Annotated in this window: 9 protein-coding genes and 4 tRNA genes; 4 read left to right on the top strand and 9 right to left on the bottom strand. The window is 61.3% G+C overall.

What is annotated here, in order from left to right; translation table 11 throughout:
• Positions 1-41: 41 nt before the first annotated feature.
• Genes uup through rlmKL form a run of 3 tightly spaced genes read right to left on the bottom strand, consistent with a single transcriptional unit; the run spans position 42 to position 4,286 of the window.
• Positions 42-1,949, bottom strand: coding sequence for an ATP-binding cassette ATPase Uup (gene uup, locus C7H85_RS03165; RefSeq protein WP_106728242.1), 1,908 nt, complete (start codon positions 1,947-1,949; stop codon positions 42-44).
• Entirely contained in the window at positions 1,946-2,185 is a 240-nt protein-coding gene (locus tag C7H85_RS03160; RefSeq protein WP_106728241.1) for a glutaredoxin family protein, read from the bottom strand. Before C7H85_RS03160 ends, uup begins: the two co-directional genes overlap by 4 nt.
• Positions 2,178-4,286, bottom strand: a complete 2,109-nt coding sequence (rlmKL, locus tag C7H85_RS03155) for a bifunctional 23S rRNA (guanine(2069)-N(7))-methyltransferase RlmK/23S rRNA (guanine(2445)-N(2))-methyltransferase RlmL (RefSeq protein ID WP_106728240.1) — start codon at positions 4,284-4,286, stop codon at positions 2,178-2,180. Before rlmKL ends, C7H85_RS03160 begins: the two co-directional genes overlap by 8 nt.
• A 182-nt stretch (positions 4,287-4,468) precedes the next feature.
• Here rlmKL and C7H85_RS03150 point away from each other — a divergent pair.
• The 4 genes from C7H85_RS03150 to C7H85_RS03135 all read left to right on the top strand — a co-directional run bounded on the left by C7H85_RS03150 (position 4,469) and on the right by C7H85_RS03135 (position 4,933).
• A tRNA-Met gene (locus tag C7H85_RS03150) sits at positions 4,469-4,545 on the top strand.
• Between the two features lie 58 nt (positions 4,546-4,603).
• A tRNA-Met gene (locus tag C7H85_RS03145) sits at positions 4,604-4,680 on the top strand.
• A 50-nt stretch (positions 4,681-4,730) separates the two neighbouring features.
• Positions 4,731-4,807: transfer RNA gene (locus C7H85_RS03140), tRNA-Met, on the top strand.
• A 49-nt stretch (positions 4,808-4,856) separates the two neighbouring features.
• A tRNA-Met gene (locus C7H85_RS03135) sits at positions 4,857-4,933 on the top strand.
• Between the two features lie 78 nt (positions 4,934-5,011).
• Here the strand turns inward: C7H85_RS03135 and C7H85_RS03130 are convergent.
• The 6 genes from C7H85_RS03130 to prc all read right to left on the bottom strand — a co-directional run bounded on the left by C7H85_RS03130 (position 5,012) and on the right by prc (position 16,766).
• Positions 5,012-5,548 carry a cell division protein ZapC gene (locus C7H85_RS03130; RefSeq protein WP_106728239.1) on the bottom strand — a complete coding sequence of 179 codons (537 nt, stop codon included), beginning with the start codon at positions 5,546-5,548 and terminating at the stop codon, positions 5,012-5,014.
• Positions 5,549-5,646: 98 nt separating this feature from the next.
• Complete coding sequence (gene pyrD, locus C7H85_RS03125; RefSeq protein WP_106728238.1) at positions 5,647-6,654, bottom strand: quinone-dependent dihydroorotate dehydrogenase; 1,008 nt, start codon at positions 6,652-6,654, stop codon at positions 5,647-5,649.
• Between the two features lie 57 nt (positions 6,655-6,711).
• Entirely contained in the window at positions 6,712-11,547 is a 4,836-nt protein-coding gene (locus C7H85_RS03120) for an NAD-glutamate dehydrogenase (RefSeq protein WP_106728237.1), read from the bottom strand.
• Between the two features lie 319 nt (positions 11,548-11,866).
• Positions 11,867-12,088, bottom strand: a complete 222-nt coding sequence (locus C7H85_RS03115) for a DUF2835 family protein (protein WP_106728236.1) — start codon at positions 12,086-12,088, stop codon at positions 11,867-11,869.
• The gene (gene pepN / locus C7H85_RS03110; protein WP_106728235.1) at positions 12,088-14,685 is read right to left on the bottom strand and encodes an aminopeptidase N; all 2,598 of its coding nucleotides are present in this window, start codon (positions 14,683-14,685) and stop codon (positions 12,088-12,090) included. Before pepN ends, C7H85_RS03115 begins: the two co-directional genes overlap by 1 nt.
• 74 nt (positions 14,686-14,759) lie before the next feature.
• Positions 14,760-16,766, bottom strand: a complete 2,007-nt coding sequence (prc, locus tag C7H85_RS03105) for a carboxy terminal-processing peptidase (protein WP_106728234.1) — start codon at positions 16,764-16,766, stop codon at positions 14,760-14,762.
• Between the last annotated feature and the right edge of the window lie 4 nt (positions 16,767-16,770).

The raw sequence follows: 16,770 nt of genomic DNA, 5'->3' as shown, positions 1-16,770 counted from the left end.
TTTGATGAACAGGCAAAAACAGGAAATGTGAGATGGCTCACTCAGCCGGCGGCCATTTCCTCCAGCTCTTCCCAACGGGCAAAGGCCGCCTCCAGCCCGTTTTCCAGCTCGGCCAGCCGTTGCAGCCTGGGCTGGGTTTCCGCCTCCGACCGGCTGAAAAAGTCCGGGCCGTTGATTTCTTCCTGCAGCGCCGCTATCTGCTGTTCGAGCTGCTCCAGTTTCAGCGGCAGTCCCTCCAGCTCCTGCTGCAGCTTGTAGGACAGCCTTTTACCGGCCTTGGGCTTGTTTTCCGCCTTGGGGGCCGGTTTGTCGGCCTTTTCCTTCGCGGCCGCTGGTTTGGCCTCGGCCTGGCGAGAGTGCTGAAGCAGCATGTCCTGATAGCCACCGACGTATTCGCTGACCCTGCCCTCGCCTTCGAACAGCCAGCAATGGGTGGCAGTGTTGTCGATAAAGTCCCGGTCGTGGCTGACCAGCAGCAGGGTGCCCTGGTAGTCGGCGAGCAGCTCTTCCAGCAGCTCCAGGGTTTCCACGTCCAGATCGTTGGTCGGTTCGTCCAGTACCAGCAGGTTGCTGGGCTTGAGGAACAACCGGGCCAGCAACAGCCGGTTTTTCTCTCCGCCGGACAGCGCCTTCACCGGGGTTCGGGCGCGCTTGGGTTCGAACAGGAAATCCTGAAGGTAGCCCAGCACATGGCGGCTGCGGCCCCCCACCTCCACTTCCTGCTTGCCGTCGGCCAGGTTGTCCATCACGGTGCGCTCCGGATCCAGCTGCTCCCGGTACTGATCGAAATAGGCCACGTCCAGCTTGGTGCCGCACTTGAGGCTACCGTGCCGGGCCTCGAGCCGGCCGAGCAGCAGCTTGATCAGGGTACTCTTGCCGCAGCCGTTGGGGCCGACCAGGGCGATTTTGTCGCCACGCTGCACCAGGGCGGAAAAATCCTTGAGCAGCGGCTTGCCTTCGTAGGCGAAGTCCAGGTGCTCGGCCTCGAACACGATTTTGCCGGAGCGGCGCACGTCATCCAGGGTCACGCTGACCTTGCCCAGGCTTTCCCGGCGCTGGCTTCGCTCATTGCGCAGCGCCTTCAGCGCCCGCACCCGGCCTTCGTTACGGGTGCGGCGGGCCTTGATGCCCTGGCGGATCCAGGCTTCTTCCTGGGCCAGGCGTTTGTCGAACAGGGCGTTCTGTTCCGCTTCCACCCTGAGCGCCTCTTCCTTGTTGACCAGGTAGTCGTCGTAGTTGCCCGGCCAGCTGGAAAGCTTGCCCCGATCCAGATCCAGGATACGGGTGGCCATCTTGCGGATAAAGGCCCGGTCATGGCTGATAAAAACGATGGCGCCGCGAAAATCGACCAGGAAGCTCTCCAGCCAGGCGATGGCCTCAATGTCCAGGTGGTTGGTCGGCTCGTCCAGCAGCAGGATGTCAGGATCATTGGCCAGCGCCCGGGCCAGGGCCACCTTGCGCAACCAGCCGCCGGACAGATCGTTGAGCCGGGTATCGCCGTCCAGGCCCAGCAGGGTCAGACTCTGGTTGATGCGGGTATCGAACTGCCAGCCGTTGGCGTGCTCCACCTGCTCCTGCAGCCGCATCAGCTCGTTCATCGCCTTGTCGGAGCTGTCGTGGCCGACCCGCTCCAGCTGGTGATGGTAACGGGCCAGCAAGGTGCCCAGCTCCGCCAGACCACCGGCAACATAGTCGAACACGGTTTGATCGTCGTCGACCTTGGGGGGATCCTGCTCCAGGCGGGCGATATTGATGCCCTGTTGCAGCTGGCGACGGCCGTCGTCCAGCTGCATATCGCCGGCGATCACCTTCATCAGGGTCGACTTGCCGGCGCCGTTGCGGCCGACGATACAGAGCCGCTCTCCGGCCTGAATATTCAATTCCACCCCGTCCAGCAGCGGGGCATCACCAAACGCCAGCTGGGCGTTTTGCAGGGTTAACAAACTCATGATTCTACTCGGCTAAATTCAATAAGGTCGGCAGCGGTAAAGGGCCAGTCCAGCTCGGCGCCGTCTTGCCGGCGCAATACCGGAATACGGACTGAATAGGCGGCCAGCCACTGCTCGTCGTCTATGATGTCTTTCTGCTCGGTACCGTCTGCCAGGCCGGTCTGCTCCAGCAGGGACCAGGCCTGCTCGCACAGGTGGCAGCCGTCGGTGGAAAACAGCGTCATCTTGTTACTCATGGGGCCGGCTCCAACGGACTTCCCAGCAGTTGTGGATCTGCGGGTTGCGGGCAAAGTCCCTGGGCAGCGTGTCCTTGCTGATATTGGTGGCGTTCAGCCCCAGTTCGACCAGGGCGTCCATGTCCATTTTGAAATTGCGCTTGTTGTTGGAGAAGATCAGCAGGCCGCCGGGGCGCAACCGCTTGCTCAGCAGGTGCAGCAGCTCGATATGATCGCGCTGCACGTCGAAGCTGTCCTCCATCCGTTTGGAGTTGGAGAAGGTCGGCGGATCGACGAAGATGAGGTCATAATCGCCGCCGGATTTCGTCAACCAGCTCAGGCAGTCGGCCTGGATGAACTGGTGCTCCCGCCCGCGCAGGCCATTGAGTTGCATGTTGCGCTCGGCCCAGGCCAGGTAGGTCCTGGACATGTCCACCGTGGTAGTGGACCTGGCGCCGCCCAGGCCGGCGTGCACGGTGGCGGTGCCGGTATAGGCGAACAGATTGAGCACGTCCTTGCCCCGGGCCAGCTCACCCAGGCGCTTGCGGATGGGCCGGTGATCCAGAAAGAGACCGGTGTCCAGGTAATCGTACAGGTTGACCAGCAGGCAGGCATCGTGCTCCTGCACTTCCATCCACTGCTCGCGCCGATCCAGCTTTTCGTATTGCTCCTTGCCCTTTTGCCGGGCCCGGACCTTGAGCACGACTTTGTCGCCGGGCACGCCGGTCACCGCCATGGCGGTCTGCACCAGATCGAAAAAGCGGGCCCGGGCCTTGTGTTCGGGAATGGTCTTGGGCGCGGCATATTCCTGGATCACCAGGTGATCCCGGTACCGGTCGATAGCGGCGTTGTACTCGGGCAGGTCGGCGTCGTAGAGGCGGTAACAGTCGATCTGCTCACTCCTGGCCCACTTTTCCAGCGCCTTGACGTTCTTGGCCAGACGGTTGGCGAAGTCTTCCGCCACCGGTCGGGCGGCCCTGGCATCCTCGGCAATGCGGTAGTTGCGCAATTCGCAGGCCAGGGCGCCGTTGAACAGGCGATAGCTTTTCTCGTGGCGCAGCCGCAGGCAACTGAGCAGCTCGGGGGAGCTGGAGATCAGGCTGACCTGCCAGCCTTTGAACTCGGCCCGCAGCTTTTCGCCCAGCAACTGGTGCAAACCGAGCAGAGAGGGAAAGTCGCTCAGGCGCTCGCCATAGGGTGGGTTGGAGATCAGCCAGCCGGCCTGCCCGCCGGGGTTTTCCAGGCTGCCGACCGTCCCTTCCCGGAATTGCACCAGGTGCGCCACCCCGGCCGCCTCGGCATTGTCCCGAGCGAAGGCCAGTACCCGCTGGTCCTGATCGAAACCGAACAGCACCGGTTCGGCCTGCTTGAGGCCGCGGGTGGCACGCACCGTGGCTTCGGCCTTCACGCTTTGCCACAGACCCGCGTCATGGCCGGACCAGGCCATAAAGCCGAAACGCGGGCGCAGCAGCCCCGGCGCCTGATCGGCGGCCATCAGCGCCGCTTCTATCAATAGCGTGCCGGAGCCGCACATGGGATCGACCAGGGGCGAGCCTTTATCCCAACCACTGCGCAGCAGGATGGCGGCAGCCAGGTTTTCCTTCAGCGGCGCCTCCCCCGCCTGCTGGCGGTAGCCGCGCTGATGCAGGGCCGGTCCGGACAGGTCCAGGGTGATGCTGAGCTGGTTGCGCTTGAGGTGGGCCAGGATGCGGATGTCGGGCGCGCGCTTATCGACGCTCGGCCGTTCGCCCCGACGCTTGCTCAGCCGGTCGACGATGGCATCCTTGATCTTGAGCGCACCGTACTGGGTGTTGGTGATGGCATTATTGCCGCCGGAAAAGTCTACCGCGAAGGTCTGTCCCTCCTGGATATGCCGCTCCCACTCGATATTGGCCGCGCCCAGGTAGAGGTCCATGTCGTCGCGCATGGTGAAGTCCGCCAGTTGCAGCATGATGCGTGAGGCCAGCCGGGACCACATACAGGCACGATAGGCGGTGGCCAGTTCGCCCTTGAAGGCCACGCCGGCCACGGTCTCCTGCAGCTCGGTGGCTCCCAGGTTGTGCAGTTCGTCGGTGAGTAAGGATTCGAGGCCCTTGGGGCAGGTAGCAAAAAACGGCAGCATAATCAGGCTTGTTTGATCAAAGAAGGCGGCATTATACCCCAAAGCGCGCAGGGGCTGTAGAAATTGCCAGGGGCGTTGCGCGGAAGATAACCACATAGCAGCATTATTACGCAGATGAAATAAAGTTTTGGTAAAGCCCTTGCGTTCAGTGATGCAGATCACTAGTATACGCAGCCTGAGGACGCGGGATGGAGCAGCCTGGTAGCTCGTCGGGCTCATAACCCGAAGGTCGTCGGTTCAAATCCGGCTCCCGCAACCAACTCGGAAAGCAGTAAAAAAGTGCAGTGATACAATTTGTTAGTGTGTTAGGTATCGGACGCGGGATGGAGCAGCCTGGTAGCTCGTCGGGCTCATAACCCGAAGGTCGTCGGTTCAAATCCGGCTCCCGCAACCAACCTGATATCCTGATGGCACACCAGCAGATGTAAGACATTAAGTATCGGACGCGGGATGGAGCAGCCTGGTAGCTCGTCGGGCTCATAACCCGAAGGTCGTCGGTTCAAATCCGGCTCCCGCAACCAACTTGATGTTAATTCGGCACTCAATCAGATGAAGACGTTAAATACCGGACGCGGGATGGAGCAGCCTGGTAGCTCGTCGGGCTCATAACCCGAAGGTCGTCGGTTCAAATCCGGCTCCCGCAACCAATTTAACGCCACCCTCCTCTTCGGTCGCATCATTCCCCATCTACATCAGAAAGTAGATTGATCCCGCGTGAGCAGGCCCTAGCCTACCCTTCTTATTTCCATTTCCCGTGCCTCGGCCTCCAGGCTGATCAGCCTGTCGTTCATCACCTTGATGGCCCCGAAGGCGGGCAGCACCTTGGTCTCGCCGAGCTCGACCCCGGCCGACAATGAAATACACACCGACGCGGAAGCCGAGGCCTCCACCACCATCATGGTCAGGCGGCCGGCCGGCGTATCCAGCCCGATCAACTCGCCCAACTGTGGCTGGTGATAGTCGGCCTGTGGTTCGAAGAACCAGCTTTGCGGCATCAGCGGCTTATAAAAACGCGCCACGGCAATGCCGTTCAGTGCTGCCTGTACCCGTTGCGCCGGGGCGGTCATCATCCCGAGCTTGTCGAGAAAAGTGTAATACAGGCCGGTATCCTCAACCGAAAATGCCTGGGCCAGGCCGTCGGTGCATACCAGCTGTTTTTGTGGGTAAGGAGTGGCGAAGATCATTTCTTCACCCAAATCCAGCATCAGGCGCCGTTCTTCTCCGAGAAACCAGCGCCAACTATCGTTTGGTTGTAGCAGCATCCAGATCACGCCTTGTGAATGAAAAGAGTTTGTCCCCCAACACCTTAACTTATATTTTATTTTGACGTTGGGGGCAAATTATTATTGACCCTGAGCCATTAAATGTGCTTTGCCAGTCGCTGGATCAGGGCCGGACCGTGATAGATAAAACCGGAATAAATCTGCACCAGGCTGGCGCCGGCGGCCATTTTTTCCCGGGCCGCGGTTAGCGAGTCGATGCCGCCGACCCCGATAATGGGCACCTTGTTATCGAGCCGGGCCGCCAGTTCACGGATAACCAGGGTGCTTTTTCCCTGCACCGGCCTGCCGCTCAGGCCGCCGGCTTCGTGGGCATGGGGCAGATCGAAGATCAATTCCCGATCTAGGGTGGTGTTGGTGGCGATCACCCCGTCGATATTAAACCGGATCAGGCTGTCGGCAATTTGCTCTATTTCGGAGGGGGAAAGATCCGGTGCTATTTTCACCACCAGGGGAACATATTTGCCCTGCTGCTCCGCCAGTTGCTGCTGTTTCTGTTTTAACGCGGACAACAGATCATCGAGTGCATCGCCATATTGCAGCGAACGCAGATCCGGGGTATTGGGTGAGGAGATGTTGACGGTGATATAACTGGCATGGGCATAGGATTTTTCCATGCAGATTAAATAATCGTCCTTGCCATGCTCTATCGGCGTGTCTTTGTTCTTGCCGATGTTGATCCCGAGAATACCCTGGTAGCGCGACTGCTTGACGTTTTCGATCAGGTTGTCGATGCCTTTGTTATTAAAGCCCATGCGGTTGATGATCCCTTCCGCCGGTTTTACCCGGAACAGCCTGGGCTTGTCATTGCCGGCCTGGGGCCTGGGCGTCACGGTGCCGATTTCGATAAAGCCAAACCCCATGGCGGCAAAGGCATCGATACAGTCCCCGTCCTTGTCCAGGCCCGCCGCCAGGCCGACCGGGTTGCTGAAGGTCAGCCCCATCAGCTGCACCGGGTTGTGGATCAGCGGGCGGCGGTACAGGGTGGCCAGCGGCGTATGCTGGGTCTTGGCCAGGCCACGAATGGTCAGTTCGTGGGCGTGCTCGGGATCGCATTGGAAAAGCAGGGATTTAGCCAGTGAATACACGTATCGTTCCTCATAAAAAAGCCCCGGTCATGGCCGGGGCTTTTGCGTTGTTCACCGTCAAACGGCGTTCAGACAATTGAGATGGAGCAGGTTCAGCTCGCGCAGGGCGACCGAGAATTTTGCAAACTCGTGGCTGCCGGACGTTTTGAAATCGGCCAGCAGGTGGTGCCAGCGATTCAGCAGCTGCTCATGCTCATTAAGCCACTGGTCGAGCATACTAGCGCATTCATCCTGTGCTTTACAGTTTTTCAGCACCACCGAGGTGAGGCTGCGCTGCTGGTAGTCGAGATCTTCCCGGAAGGCGGCCCGGGCCAGCGCCTGCCAGTGGTTGCCCACCGCCTGCTGGTTGATTTGATCGAGGAACCAGTGCAGTTCCAGCTCGGCGCCGAGGTGGAAATACAGCTCGGCCACCACCCGGATGTCCCGCTCCTGCTCGGTGGCCACCTGGGCCAGATCCAGGGCGGAGAACAGGCTGCTCATGTGGGCGACCCGTTGCGCCACCGACGACGGAACCCCCAGCTCTTCCAGGCGGGTAACCGCCGCCTGGTGCTCGCTCACTTCCGCGTCCACCATTACCTGGTAGAGGTGTTCGGTCAGGGTGGCGTAAGCCGGCTGGAACTGGGCGATGGTCTCCTCTACCCCCAGGTTACGGTTGCGGCTGCGCAGGAACCAGCGAGTGGCGCGGCGCACCATGCGCCGGACCTGGTAGAACATGTCGAGCTGGGCTTCGGCCGGAATCTGGTTGTCCAGCGCCTCGATATCCCGCAACAGCGTATCCATGCCGAACACTTCCCGGGCGATGATGAAGCTGATGGCGATGTCGCCCATGCTGGCGCCGGTTTCGTCCTGCATGCGGTTGGCGAAGTTGAAGCCCATGTCGTCGACCATGATGTTGGCCAGGCGGGTGGCGATGATCTCGCCGCGCAGCGGGTGCTCCATCAGCGCCTCGCCGAACCGCTCCACCAACTGGGCCGGCATGCTGGTTGGTAACAGCCGGGCGATGAAGGCGTTGTCGGTCAGCTCGGGCACGTTGAGCAAATCCTTGAGCACCATCTTGCCGTAGGCCACCAGGATCGCCAGCTCCGGACGGGTCAGCCCCCGGCCGGCGGCCATGCGTTCGGCCAGCTCTTCATCGTTCGGCAGGTATTCCAGGTTGCGATCGAGCTTACCTTCCCGCTCCAGCCACTGCATGAAGCGCTGATGCTCCTTGAGCGGGCTGGCACCACGGTGCTCGGTAATGGAGATGGTCTGGGACTGACGATAGGCGTTGGTCAGCACGATGCCGGCCACGTCCTGGGTCATGTCGTACAACAGTTGGTCCCGGTGTTTCTTGGTCAGCTCTCCCTTGTCGACCAGGGCATTAAGCAGGATCTTGATGTTGACCTCGTTGTCCGAGCAGTCCACCCCGCCCACGTTGTCGGTAAAGTCGGTGTTGATGCGACCGCCGTGGCCGGCATATTCGATTCGGCCGAGCTGGGTGCAACCCAGGTTGCCGCCCTCGCCTACTATCCGGGCACGGACGTCTTCACCGTTCACCCGCACCGCGTCGTTGGCGCGATCGCCCACGTCGGCGTCGGTTTCCCGGCGGGATTTCACATAGGTACCGATGCCGCCGTTCCACAGCAGATCCACCTCGGCCATCAGCAGGTGACGGATCACCTCGGTCGGGGTCAGGCTGGCCTTCTGGGTACCCAGCAGTTTTTTCATCTGCGGGCTCAGCTTGATGGACTTGGCCGAACGCAGGAAAAGGCCGCCGCCTTCGGAGATCAGGGAGGCATCGTAATCGTCCCAGGTTGAACCGGGCAAGTGGAACAGCCGCTCCCGCTCCTTGAAGGTGCTCGCCGCATCCGGCTCGGGATCGATAAAGATGTGCAGATGGTTGAAGGCGCCCACCAGACGGGTGTGGGGTGACAACAGCATGCCGTTGCCGAACACGTCGCCGGCCATGTCGCCGACGCCAACACAGGTGAAGTCGCTCTGCTGGCAGTCGATGCCGATTTCGCGGAAGTGGCGCTTGACCGATTCCCAGGCACCACGGGCGGTAATGCCCATTTTCTTGTGATCGTAACCCACCGAGCCGCCGGAAGCGAAGGCATCGCCCAGCCAGTGGCCGTATTCGGCGCTGATCTCGTTGGCGATGTCGGAGAAGGTGGCGGTGCCCTTGTCCGCCGCCACCACCAGGTAGTAGTCGTCCTCGTCGTGGCGCACCACGCTCTTCGGCGGTATTACCTCACCCTGGATGATGTTGTCGGTCACGTCCAGCAGACCGCGGATAAACAGGCGGTAGCAGGCCTGCCCTTCCTTCAGGAAGGCGGCACGGTCGCCCACCGGCAGTTGCTTGCACACGAAGCCGCCCTTGGCACCCACCGGTACGATGACGGTATTCTTCACCTGCTGGGCTTTCACCAGGCCGAGTACCTCGGTGCGAAAATCCTCGCGACGGTCGGACCAGCGCAGGCCGCCCCGTGCCACCTTGCCCCAGCGCAGGTGCACCCCTTCGACCCGCGGCGAATACACGAAGATCTCGAACTTGGGCAACGGTAGTGGCATCTCGCTGATGGACTCCGGCGCCATCTTGAACGAGATATAGGGCTTGTCGCCACCGTCGTTGGCCAGCTGGTAGAAGTTGGTGCGCTGGGTCGCCTCAATCATCTCCATGTAGCGGCGGATGATACGGTCGTCGTCCAGGTTGGCGACCTTGTCCAGCCCGTCGATAAGCTGCTGGTGCAGCTTCTGCAGCTGCTTGGGATCCTGTTTGAGCCTGGGCGAGAGCCGGCGCTGGAACAGGGTGAACAGCAGCCCGGCCAGCTCCGGATAGCGGGAAAGGGTTTCCTCGATATAGCTCTGGCTGAAGCTGACCCCGGTCTGGCGCATGTACTTGGCGTAAGCCCGCAGTACGCTGACTTCCCGGCCGGACAGGCCGGCGGCCAGCACCAGGCGGTTGAAACCGTCGCTTTCCAGCTCGCTGGCCCACACCTGGGCGAAGGCTTTCTGGAAGCGCTCCTGGCTGGCGTCCAGATCGAGCGGCTTGCCGGTATAGAACATGGAGAAATCGAGGATCCAGAAGGTTTCCCCGGCGCAGTCGATTTCATAGGGGGTTTCACCGATCACCCGCAGCCCCATGTTTTCCAGCATGGGCAAGACATCGGACAGGTGGATGGGTTCGGCCCTGTGGTACAGCTTCAGCCGGACCCGGTTGGAGTCTCGCTCTTCCTCCTGGGCGCGGTAAAACAGCATGCCCAGGCGGTTGTCGTCGTTCAGTGCTTCCAGTTTCTCGATGTCGGCCACCGCCGACCCGGGCATCACTTCTTCGGCGTAGGCGCGCGGGAAGGCGTTGCGGTACTTGTTTTTCAGCCGGTTGCCTTCGGCTTCGCCGAAGCTCGACGCCAGGGCGCTCTCCAGCTTGTCTTCCCAGCTGCGGGCCGCTTCGATCAGGTTTGCCTGGATTTCGTTCACGTCAATATCCATCGAGTTGTTCTGCACCCGGATCAGGTAATGGGTGCGGGCCAGTACGCCTTCGGAGAAATAGGTGGTGAATTCCACCTCTTCGGTGGAGCCGAAGTAGCGCTGGAAAATGCGCTGGGTCTTTTCCCGCAGGGCGGTGTTGTAGCGCTCCTTGGTGACGTACACCATGCAGGAAAAGAAGCGGCCGAACAGATCCCGGCGTACGAACAACCGGGTCATGTCCCGCTCCTGCATGCCGAGCACGCCCATGCCGATGTCGAGCAACTCCTTTTCGGTGGCCTGGATCAGCTCGTCCCGCGGATAGGTTTCCAGGATATTGAGCAGCGCCTTGTAGGCGTGGGAGCCCCGCTCCAGCCCGGAGGCATCGATGATCCGCTTGAGCTTGGCACCGATCAGCGGGATCTGCATGGCGCTGGTGTTGTAGATGCTGGAGGCGTAGAGGCCGATGAAGCGGTCCTCGCCGATGACCTTGCCGTTTTTATCGAACCGCTTGACGCCGATGTAGTCGATATAGGCGGGCCTGTGTACCCGGGATTTGTGGTTGGTCTTGGTCAGCACCAGGATGTCCTTGCCAAGCGCCGCCTCGCGGGCGGTGGCGGTCAGGCTGCTGAGCTTGAGGCCCTCGTTGTGCAGGGCCTTGCGCATCAGGCCCAGCCCGGACTCGGGCTCGGGGAGCAGCTCGTAGTCGCCCTCGATGGCCGACACGTTGTAGCGGCGATAGCCCATCAGGGTAAAATTGTGATCGGCCACCCAGCTCAGGAACGACAGGGTTTCCTGCAACATGTCGGCATCGGTGCCGGTGGTCTGCTTGGGCAGCGCCTTGATGATGCTGTCGAGCTTTTCCACCATCGGCTGCCAGTCTCCCACTGCCAGCGCCACTTCTTCCACCACCGACAGCAGCTCGTCGCACAGCCGCTCGCGCGCCGCTTCCTGAGGCTGGCGATCGATTTCGATGAGGAAGGCGGTTTCAACCCGGTTTTGCTGTTGCTTGTCGTTGCTGCCTAGGATGTTTTGCAGCTTGCCCTGCTTGTCGCGGATCAGGTGCATCGGCTGGTGCAGCATCAGGTGCGAGGTGATCCCCAGCCGGCTCAGGGCCATGCGGATGGAGTCCACCAGGAAGGGGGCGTCCTTGATGACCAGTTCAACGATGGTGTGCGGCGACTGCCAGCCGTGACGCGCCAGTTCGGGATTATAGACCCGCACATAGGGCGTTTCCTCGGGGCGGGTTTCGAAGGCGTTCCACAGGCTGATGGCCGCGCCATAAAGGTCACTGTCATTACGGTGATTCAGATCATCGTGGGTCATGCTGCCGTAAAGTTTGGCGACAAAGGTATTGACCAGGTCGGCAAGATGATCGGGAAATTTGTTTTCTACAAGTTGGTTGACGTTTTCAAGCAAAACGGATGCCGCTGCGTCTTTAAATGTCATGGCGTAGTGTTCCTCGGATACAGGCAATAACCATGGGGAGAATGTAGCCCCAACGGGACCCGCCCAGTGTAAGCGCGAGGTTAACGGAATGCGAGAAAAGCAGTGAGAAAAGGTCCCAAAATATCGACCAGGTCACTTGTGAGTGGAATATAAACAAGGCGATAAAAGCTTCATGCAAAACAATATGCTAAAGGTAAATGAATTGTTTCATTGCCGATTTGAATAATTAGGCAGGCAAATTATTAAGCATCCTGAATGGCTGAATAAATAACGGAAAAAGCCCGGAAACCGGGCTTTTTTATATGCAGCCGGCGAATGATCAAAAAATCCGGCGCAGCCCTTGCAGCTGGTTCAGTTCATTCAGCTCGATTTCGAAATATCCGCTCAATCCATCGTGGCCGACGAAACCGCGCAGATGATGCAGCGGCAATTGCAGGCGCAGCCCCTGCTCGGTATCGACCGACAGGGCCGCGACCCGCCCCTGGTAATAACGTAGCAGCTGCGCCTTGGAAATACTCAACCGAAAACGCAGTCGCCGCATCAGTCCAGGGCCTTGCTGATCTTTTCAAACAGATCCCGCGCCAGATCCGGCATAGCCATCAGCTGTTGCAGGCGCAGGGTGATCATCCGCCGGCGGGCGTCGTCGAGCCGGGAAAACTGGATAAGCGGGGTGATCAGCCGCGACGCCACCTGGGGATTGAGCCGGTTCAACTGGCTCAATATCTCCAGCAGGAAGTCGTAGCCGGCCCCATCGGCCCGGTGGAATTGCACCGGGTTGCCGCTGGTGAAGGCCCCGATCAGCGCCCGTACCCGGTTGGGATTGCTCAGGCTGAAGGTCGGGTGCTGCATCAACTGCCTGACCCGCGCCAGTGTCTGCTCGCCCGGCGCAGTGGCCTGCAGCCGGAACCAGTTGTCGAGCACCAGGCCGTCGTGGTGCCATTTGCCCTCGAAGTCGGTCAGCATGGCGTCGCGGCTCCCGAGCCCGGCGCGCACCGCCGCCTTCATCGCCGCCAGGGTATCGGTCATGTTGTCGGCTTGCCGGTACTGCTCGAATACCCGGGCCTCATCACCGGCCAGGGCCAGGTAGCCCAGGGCCACGTTCTTCAGCGACCGCCGGGCCATGTCCTGGTGCTCGATGCGGTATTCGGGCGTCAGGTTGTCGGTGTAGGCCTGCCGCCACAGCGGTTGCAGGGCCTCGGCCAGCCCCAGGCCGAGCCGGTCGTGCACCCGGGCCAACACCTCGATGTCCACCTGCTCGAACAGCTCGAGCAGGCTGCCCAGATCGGGCAGGGTCAGCATTTCCGCCTTCAGCGCCCGATCCAGGGCCGGATCCTCCAGGATGGTACGGAACACGTCCACCAGCGACCGGGGCAAGGCGGTCTCGCCCCCGGCGGCCATCTGCGCCTGCACCGTCTTGTTGAGTAGCATCTGCACCGCGTCCCAGCGGACGAACTCGTCGATGCTGCATCGGGCCAGCAGCGACAGCTGCTCGTCGCTGTAGGGGTAGCTCAGCTTGACCGGCGCCGAGAAGCCCTGCAGCAAGGCCGGGGTCGGGCAGCTCGGTACCTGCTCGAACACGAAGCGGTGTTCGGCCTCGAGCACGTCCAGCACCGGGCCGCAGGACTGGCCTTCCCGCATCAGGGTGATGGGCTCCCCCTGCTCGCTGTACAAGGCCAGACTGAGCGGAATATGCAGCGGCAGCTTTTCCTGCTGATCCCGGGTGGGCGGCGTGTGCTGGCGTACCGTCAGGGTATAGCGGCCCTGGTCGGCATCGTAGTCATCGCTGACCGTCAGCACCGGCGTGCCGGACTGGCCGTACCAGCGGTTGAAGCGGCCCAGATCCCGGCCGCTGGCCTCGCTCATGGCCGCCACAAAGTCGTTGCAGGTGGCGGCCTGGCCGTCGTGGCGTTGCAGGTACAGAGCCAGCCCACGCTGGAAGGCCTGCTCGCCGAGCAGGGTGTGCAGCATGCGGATCACTTCCGCCCCCTTTTCGTACACGGTCAGGGTATAGAAGTTGTTCATCTCGATCACTTCATCCGGGCGGATCGGATGGGCCATGGGACCGGCATCCTCGGCGAACTGGGGGCCGCGGATGATGCGCACGTTGCGGATGCGGTTGACGGTGCGGGATCCCAGATCCGAGGAAAACTCCTGATCGCGGAACACGGTCAGCCCTTCCTTCAGCGACAGCTGGAACCAGTCGCGACAGGTCACCCGGTTGCCGGTCCAGTTATGGAAGTATTCGTGACCGATCACCCGCTCTATGTCCAGGTAATCGTTGTCGGTGGCGGTATTTTCGTCGGCCAGCACGAACTTGGCGTTGAACACGTTAAGGCCCTTGTTTTCCATGGCGCCCATGTTGAAGAAATCCACCGCCACTATCATGTAGACGTCGAGATCGTATTCCAGGTGGCAGCGCTGCTCGTCCCAGGCCATGGAGGCCTTGAGGCTGTCCATGGCATGCCCGGCCCGGTGCAGGTTGCCCTTGTCGACATAGATCTCCAGCGCCACCTCCCGCCCGCTGTAGGTGGTGAAGCTGTCGCGCAGCACGTCGAAGTCCCCGGCGACCAGGGCGAACAGATAGGCCGGCTTGGGGAAAGGATCCTGCCACTGCACCCAGTGACGGCCGTCGTCAAGCACCCCCTGCCCAACCCGGTTGCCGTTGGACAGCAGATAAGGATAGGCCGCGGCGTCGGCGGTGATGCGGGTACTAAAGCGGGCCAGGACGTCGGGCCGGTCGAGATAATAGGTAATGCGCCGAAACCCTTGTGCTTCGCACTGGGTACAGAAGGCAGAACCCGACTTGTACAGCCCTTCCAGGGCGCTGTTGGCCGCCGGGTTGATACGGGTCTTGATGGTCAGCACAAACTCCTGGGGAACCTGGGGCAGCAGCAGGCTTTCATCGTCCTGCTGGTACTGCCGGGTTTCCACCCCATTGATGGCTACCTGCAACAGCGCCAGATGCTCGCCGTTGAGGATCAGGGGCTCGCTGTGCTCGCCGTTACGCCGGATGCGGCTGATGGCCACCACCTCGGTCCGGCTGTCGTGCAACTGAATATCCAGATCAAGGGTATCTATCCAGTAATGGGGCGGTTGATAATCATCGCGATACTGTACTTGGGGTTTGGTCTGGGTCATAAGCGGAGATCTCGTTAAAGTCGTCTGAAGGGCTTTAATAAGAAAGCCCGGAGCACAGGCTCCGGGCCGGGAGGTCAGCCGAGCAGCTTGGCCAGATCGGCGGTGATGCGTGCGGCTTCTTTCAGGTAGCTGTCCTCGGGTTCAAAGTCTCCGGGCGTGCTGTCGAGCGAGTCGACCGGTTCCTTGCCTGCCCGGGCCAGCCGGTCGTTGAGCCGGGCCAGGGACTTGGCGTCCTGCTCGTCCAGCTCGGCCTTGCGTTCTTCCAGGTTGAGCGACACCGAGGTCTTGTCCTTGAGCTGCTGGTATTCCCTAATGTCTTCAAAGATATAGGTGAACTCGGGATCCGTTTCGATGCGGGCCTGGTGGCGCTGGCGCAACTTGCCGACATAGGGCTGGAGATCCGTGACCCGGCCGAAGTCGACGCTGGAGATCTGATCCCAGGGCAAGGCGTTTTTCTCCATGCTCTCCCCGGTTTCCTCGGCCTCAATGGCGGTCGGGAACGGAATATCCGGCCGCACGCCCCGGTTCTGGGTACTACCACCGTTGATGCGGTAGAACTTGGCGATGGTGAACTGCACGAAGCCCATGGGGTTTTCATACAGATCGTAGATGCGCGACAGGCTGCGATGCTGCTGTACCGTGCCCTTGCCGAAGGTGTTTTCCCCCAGGATGATGGCTCGGCCGTAGTCCTTCATGGCGGCGGCGAAGATCTCCGAGGCCGACGCCGAGTACCTGTCCACCAGCACCGCCATGGGGCCGTCATAGGCCAGTTGGTTGTCGTCATCGCTGTTGACCGAGATCCGGCCCAGGCCGTCACGGATCTGCACCACGGGGCCGCTGTCGATAAAGAGCCCGGTCAGCGCCGACGCCTCGGTCAGGGCGCCGCCGCCGTTGGCGCGCAGATCGATCACCAGGCCGCCGATGTCCTGCACCTTCAGCTTGTCGATCTCCTTCGCCACGTCGACGCTCAGGTTGACGTAAAAACTCGGGATCTCGACCACTCCGATGTTCTGCCCCCCGGCCTCGATGACCTTGCCGCTGGCGGCCCTGTCTTCCAGCCGCACCGTATCCCGGGTCAGTTCGACGATCTTGGGGGTGGCGGTCACTGCCTGGCCACGCTGGATCTGCAGCCAGACCTTGGTGCCCTTGGGCCCCTTGATCAGGTCGACCACCTCATCCAGCCGCCAGCCGATCACGTCGGTGATCTGCTCCGCCTCCTGGCCGACGCCGATGATGCGATCCTCGGGCTGCAGTTCGCTGGATTTGGCCGCCGGGCCCCCCGGCACCAGGGAGCGGATCACGGTGTAATCGTCCTCGGCCTGCAGCACGGCGCCGATGCCTTCGAGCGACAGGTTCATCTCGGTTTCGAAGCGTTCGGCGTTACGCGGGCTGAGGTAGCTGGTATGGGGCTCGATGGCGCGGGCAAAGGCATTGGCGAAGCTCTGGAAGGCATCTTCGCTTTCACTCTGGGACAGCCGCTTGATGGCGTTGTTGTAGCGCTTGGCCAGGGTGTCCTTGATTTCATCCCATTCCTTGTCCGCCAGGGCCAGGCTGAGGGCGTCGTACTTGACCCGCTGCCGCCACAGCTCATCGAGCTCCTGCTCGTCCTGGGGCCAGTCGGCCTCGGTACGATCGAACTGGTATTTTTCACTGCCGTCGAAGGTCATGGGTGTGTCGAGCAGCGAGAGGGCGTAAACCAGCCGTTCGTAGCGCCGCTTCAGGCTCTCGTTGTACATCTCGAAGGCGGTTTCCAGCCGTCCCGCCCGCAACAGATCGTCGAAACTGTGCTGATAGCGTTCGAAACGGGCGATGTCCGCCTGGGTAAAGATGTTCTTGCTGAAATCGAGGCTTTCCACGAAACGGGCGAAGATCTCCTCCGAGAAGGCGTCGTCCAGCTGGAACTGCTGATAGTGGGAGCGGGTAAACAGGGCGGTAATCCGCTTGCTGGCGGCCGCATGCTGACTTTCTGGTGCCAGGACCGGAATGGCGGAGGCATCGATGGCCGGGGGCACGGCCACCGCCATCCCGGCGGCCATAAGCCCGGCGGCCACCAGAGACAAACGAATTACGTGACTGGTCAAACCC

Origin of the sequence: Zobellella endophytica, from assembly GCF_003012775.1 — a bacterium.
In the GTDB taxonomy this organism is placed as follows: Bacteria; Pseudomonadota; Gammaproteobacteria; order Enterobacterales; family Aeromonadaceae; genus Oceanimonas; species Oceanimonas endophytica.
This window is presented reverse-complemented; position numbering and strand designations above follow the sequence as displayed.

Bases quoted from the DNA above. Each gene is read 5' to 3' on its own strand.
- uup (WP_106728242.1), bottom strand. From the start codon at position 1,949: ATGAGTTTGTTAACCCTGCAAAACGCCCAGCTGGCGTTTGGTGATGCC.
- C7H85_RS03160 (WP_106728241.1), bottom strand. From the start codon at position 2,185: ATGAGTAACAAGATGACGCTGTTTTCCACCGACGGCTGCCACCTGTGC.
- rlmKL (WP_106728240.1), bottom strand. From the start codon at position 4,286: ATGCTGCCGTTTTTTGCTACCTGCCCCAAGGGCCTCGAATCCTTACTC.
- C7H85_RS03130 (WP_106728239.1), bottom strand. From the start codon at position 5,548: ATGCTGCTACAACCAAACGATAGTTGGCGCTGGTTTCTCGGAGAAGAA.
- C7H85_RS03120 (WP_106728237.1), bottom strand. From the start codon at position 11,547: ATGACATTTAAAGACGCAGCGGCATCCGTTTTGCTTGAAAACGTCAAC.
- C7H85_RS03115 (WP_106728236.1), bottom strand. From the start codon at position 12,088: ATGCGGCGACTGCGTTTTCGGTTGAGTATTTCCAAGGCGCAGCTGCTA.
- pepN (WP_106728235.1), bottom strand. From the start codon at position 14,685: ATGACCCAGACCAAACCCCAAGTACAGTATCGCGATGATTATCAACCG.